This window comes from Methanoculleus sp. UBA208, from assembly GCF_002498065.1.
GTDB lineage: Archaea > Halobacteriota > Methanomicrobia > Methanomicrobiales > Methanoculleaceae > Methanoculleus.
Genome location: NZ_DAFZ01000013.1, coordinates 1 through 3,234 on the forward strand (window position 1 = coordinate 1; position 3,234 = coordinate 3,234).

Here is a 3,234-nt window from a genome sequence, read left to right on the forward strand (position 1 = left end):
CTTCGGCCTCCTCCCCCGCCCCAAGGGCGGGGGCAGTCATGGCGATACTCGGTGGAAAGCCGTGCTACTGGATTGCAATCATCTGGGGCAAACAGGTAGGGATTCAATAAAGCCATACCGCGCAGATCTCGCGGCTTCGCGTGAACTTGCAGAGCGTGGATGATGATACGGCTCGCGCGAAATGAGCGGTGACTCTCCCGGGCCGCCAGCGCCGGGAGAAAACCGATGCCCGCTCACTTCTTCCGGTAGATGTTCAGCCCGATCCTGATCTCCTCGTGCCCCGGCACCGCAACGTTGCCCTCGGTGGAGGCGATCGTGATCGATTTCCCGCTCTTCGATGCGCCGAACTCTTTTTCGAGATCCACGCGTATGGTGAGGACGCTTCCCTCAACCGTCATGTCGACGTTCTTCATCGCTTTCAGTACGTGCGTTCCCCGCGGATATGCGCATCGGTGCGGGAACAACAAACCCTATCCCGGCCCCCACCCAACCGTACCACTACATCAGGTCTTGTGGCGCAATGGATACCAAACACAGCGTTCTGGAGAAATACTTCGGGTATACGTCGTTCCTCCCCCACCAGGAAGAGATCATCGATGCCGTGCTCGCGGGGACGGATGTCCTCGCCGTCATGGCGACCGGGGGCGGCAAGTCCCTCTGCTACCAGCTCCCCGCCCTCGTCTTCGGCGGGCTTACGGTCGTCGTCTCACCGCTCATCGCCCTGATGAAAGACCAGGTCGACGGTCTCCGGGCAAACGGCATTCCTGCCGCGACGATCAACAGTTCGCTCGGGCGTGGGGAGCAGAAGATCATCGAGCGGGTGATCCTCGAAGGCCGCATCCGGGTTCTCTACGTCTCGCCGGAACGGGCGGTGCAGCCGTTCTTCCTCTCGCTCCTGACACAGGCGGACGTCCGGCTCATCGCCATCGACGAGGCGCACTGCATCTCCATGTGGGGCCATAACTTCCGCCCCGAATACCGCCGGCTCCGGGCGCTCAAGGAGCGGTTCCCTGCGGTTCCTGTCATCGCCCTGACCGCGACCGCCATCCCCGCCGTCCAGGACGACATCGCGGTGCAGCTCAATCTTTCGAATCCGGCCAGGTTCATCGGGAGTTTCAACCGCGAAAACCTCACCTACCGGGTGGTACCGAAGGCCCGTTACTTCCCGCGGCTCGTCGCCTACTTGCGCGAGCACCCAGACAACGCCGGGATCATCTACTGCTTCTCCCAGAAAGCAACGGAGGAACTCGCGAAGAAACTGCAGGAGAAGGGATTTTCGGCGCTCCCCTATCACGCGGGCCTCCCCGACAGCGTCCGCGCCGAGCACCAGGAGGCCTTCTCGCGCGGCGACGCCGCGATCATCTGCGCCACCGTCGCCTTCGGGATGGGCATCAACAAACCCGACGTGCGGTTCGTCATCCACACCGACCTCCCGAAGGATATCGAGTCCTACTACCAGGAGACCGGCCGGGCGGGCAGGGACGGGGAGCCGGGCGACTGCATCCTCTTCTATTCCCGGGGCGACTACGGCACGATCCGCTACATCATCGAGAAGGAGGGCGGCGATGCAACGCGAAAGGACGTCGCCTACCGGAAAGCCGGTACAATGCTCGACTACTGCGAGACCGCCGGGTGCCGGAGGAAGTTTCTGCTCGACTACTTCGGCGAGGCCTACCCGGAGGAGCGGTGCGGCGGGTGCGACCGGTGCGAGACGCCGGTGAAGGTCTTTGACGGAACTGAAGTCGCATCGGCGGTCATCTCCTGCATCCGGGGGACCGGGGAGCGGTTCGGCGCGTCCTACGTCGCCGATGTGCTGGTCGGGTCGAAGAGCGCGAGGATCCGCGAAAACGGGCACGATAAACTTCCCGCCTACGGTTCCGGATACACCCGCGACCAGTGGCTGCTCTTCATCCAGGAGATGGTCGGGAAGAGGTTCATCTCGTCGACCGGCGGCCGGTACCCGGTCCTCGTGCTGAACGGCCGGAGCCGGGAGGTGCTGGCAGGCGATCTTGTGGTGCCGCTCGCAGAACCGCGTCCGGAAGGCGTCATTGCGCCGGAGACCGGGGACGACTACGACGAGGCGCTCTTTCTCCGGCTCCGCCGGCTCCGGAAGGTCGTTGCCGACCTCGATCGCGTGCCGCCGTTCGTCGTCTTCCACGACCGGAGCCTCAAGGAGATGGCGAAGATCTACCCGGGCACCGGCGTCGCCCTTCTCCGGGTTTACGGGGTCAGCGAGGCGAAGCTGAAGCGTTATGGCAGGAGGTTCCTCGACGCCATCGATAAGCATTGCGCCGAACAGGGGATCGGACCGGAGCAGCGGAGCGGGTGACCCCGGCGGGAGGAACCGGGTCACAGATCTGTAGCACCGCCGCCGCAACTACAGTTTTCTGACAAATCACTATATAAATCTGTAGTTCAGAGATTGTATTGGTGAAAAGCGATGGTTGCACTTACTGAAGAGATGAAGGCAGCGTTTAGCACGATGAAGGCCTTCCCGGTCGCCACGGCCTCGAAGGACGGGTGGCCGAACGTGGTGCCGATCGGGTTCGTGGAACTCGTCGACGACGAGACGATCTGGATCGCGGACAACTTCATGAAGAAGACGCTTGCAAACGTCCGGGAGAACCCGAAGGTCTCCATCTATGTCTGGGGACCCGAGACGAAGGGCTGTTTCCAGGTCAAGGGCGACGTCGAGGTCAGGTCCGAAGGCCCGGAGTTCGAGAAGATGCAGCTCACCGTCCGGTCGAAGATGGCGAAGGCACCGGCAAAGAACCTCCTCGTCATGAAGATCCGGGAGGTCTACGAGTGCTCTCCCGGGCCGAAGGCCGGGGAGAAGATTCTTTAAGAACATTTTTGACGGCCTCTGCCGGGGTTATTTCCCCGGACGGGCAGCGGCCTGAAACGGGCGTTTCGGCCGGTCTGCCGGCCGATCCCCCTTTTTTGAACCAGCGCGGCTCGGTATCCACATCGACGACGCCCGGCACGTTCATCCGGACCGCCTCCCTGATGACCGGGCCGAGTGCTTCCGGCGTATCCACCCGGATACCCGTGGCCCCGCAGGCCTCCGCATACTCGACGAAATCGGGGTTGAGCAGATCCGTCCCGAAGTGGGTACTTCCTCCATCTTCTTCTCCTCCGCGGCGTGTAGTTCTTCACCGGGGTTTAATGGTGCACCAGGTAGGCCCTGCTCCGGTCCTGGAGCAGAGTAGATGATTTTAACTTGTGGGGGTGAAG

Annotated in this window: 3 protein-coding genes and 1 pseudogene; 2 read left to right on the top strand and 2 right to left on the bottom strand. The window is 62.6% G+C overall.

Going from position 1 to position 3,234, the window contains the following annotated elements; genetic code table 11:
* Nucleotides 1–233: 233 nt before the first annotated feature.
* Nucleotides 234–413 (bottom strand): hypothetical protein, encoded by a 180-nt coding sequence (locus BRA62_RS00895; RefSeq protein ID WP_292364173.1) that lies wholly within the window; start codon nucleotides 411–413, stop codon nucleotides 234–236.
* 107 nt (nucleotides 414–520) lie between these two features.
* On the opposite strand from BRA62_RS00895, the gene recQ reads away from it, so the two are divergent.
* Together recQ and BRA62_RS00905 are read left to right on the top strand one after the other, a co-directional pair.
* Nucleotides 521–2,329, top strand: a complete 1,809-nt coding sequence (gene recQ, locus BRA62_RS00900) for a DNA helicase RecQ (protein ID WP_292364174.1) — start codon at nucleotides 521–523, stop codon at nucleotides 2,327–2,329.
* A 111-nt stretch (nucleotides 2,330–2,440) separates the two neighbouring features.
* Complete coding sequence (locus tag BRA62_RS00905) at nucleotides 2,441–2,845, top strand: pyridoxamine 5'-phosphate oxidase family protein (protein WP_292364176.1); 405 nt, start codon at nucleotides 2,441–2,443, stop codon at nucleotides 2,843–2,845.
* Here the strand turns inward: BRA62_RS00905 and BRA62_RS00910 are convergent.
* Nucleotides 2,781–3,125: pseudogene (locus BRA62_RS00910) on the bottom strand (thiamine pyrophosphate-dependent enzyme); the annotation flags it as partial. The gene BRA62_RS00905 and the pseudogene BRA62_RS00910 overlap by 65 nt on opposite strands.
* Between the last annotated feature and the right edge of the window lie 109 nt (nucleotides 3,126–3,234).

Excerpts from the sequence above, each read along its gene's own strand:
- BRA62_RS00895 (WP_292364173.1), bottom strand. The coding sequence starts at position 413 with ATGAAGAACGTCGACATGACGGTTGAGGGAAGCGTCCTCACCATACGC.
- recQ (WP_292364174.1), top strand. The coding sequence starts at position 521 with ATGGATACCAAACACAGCGTTCTGGAGAAATACTTCGGGTATACGTCG.
- BRA62_RS00905 (WP_292364176.1), top strand. The coding sequence starts at position 2,441 with ATGGTTGCACTTACTGAAGAGATGAAGGCAGCGTTTAGCACGATGAAG.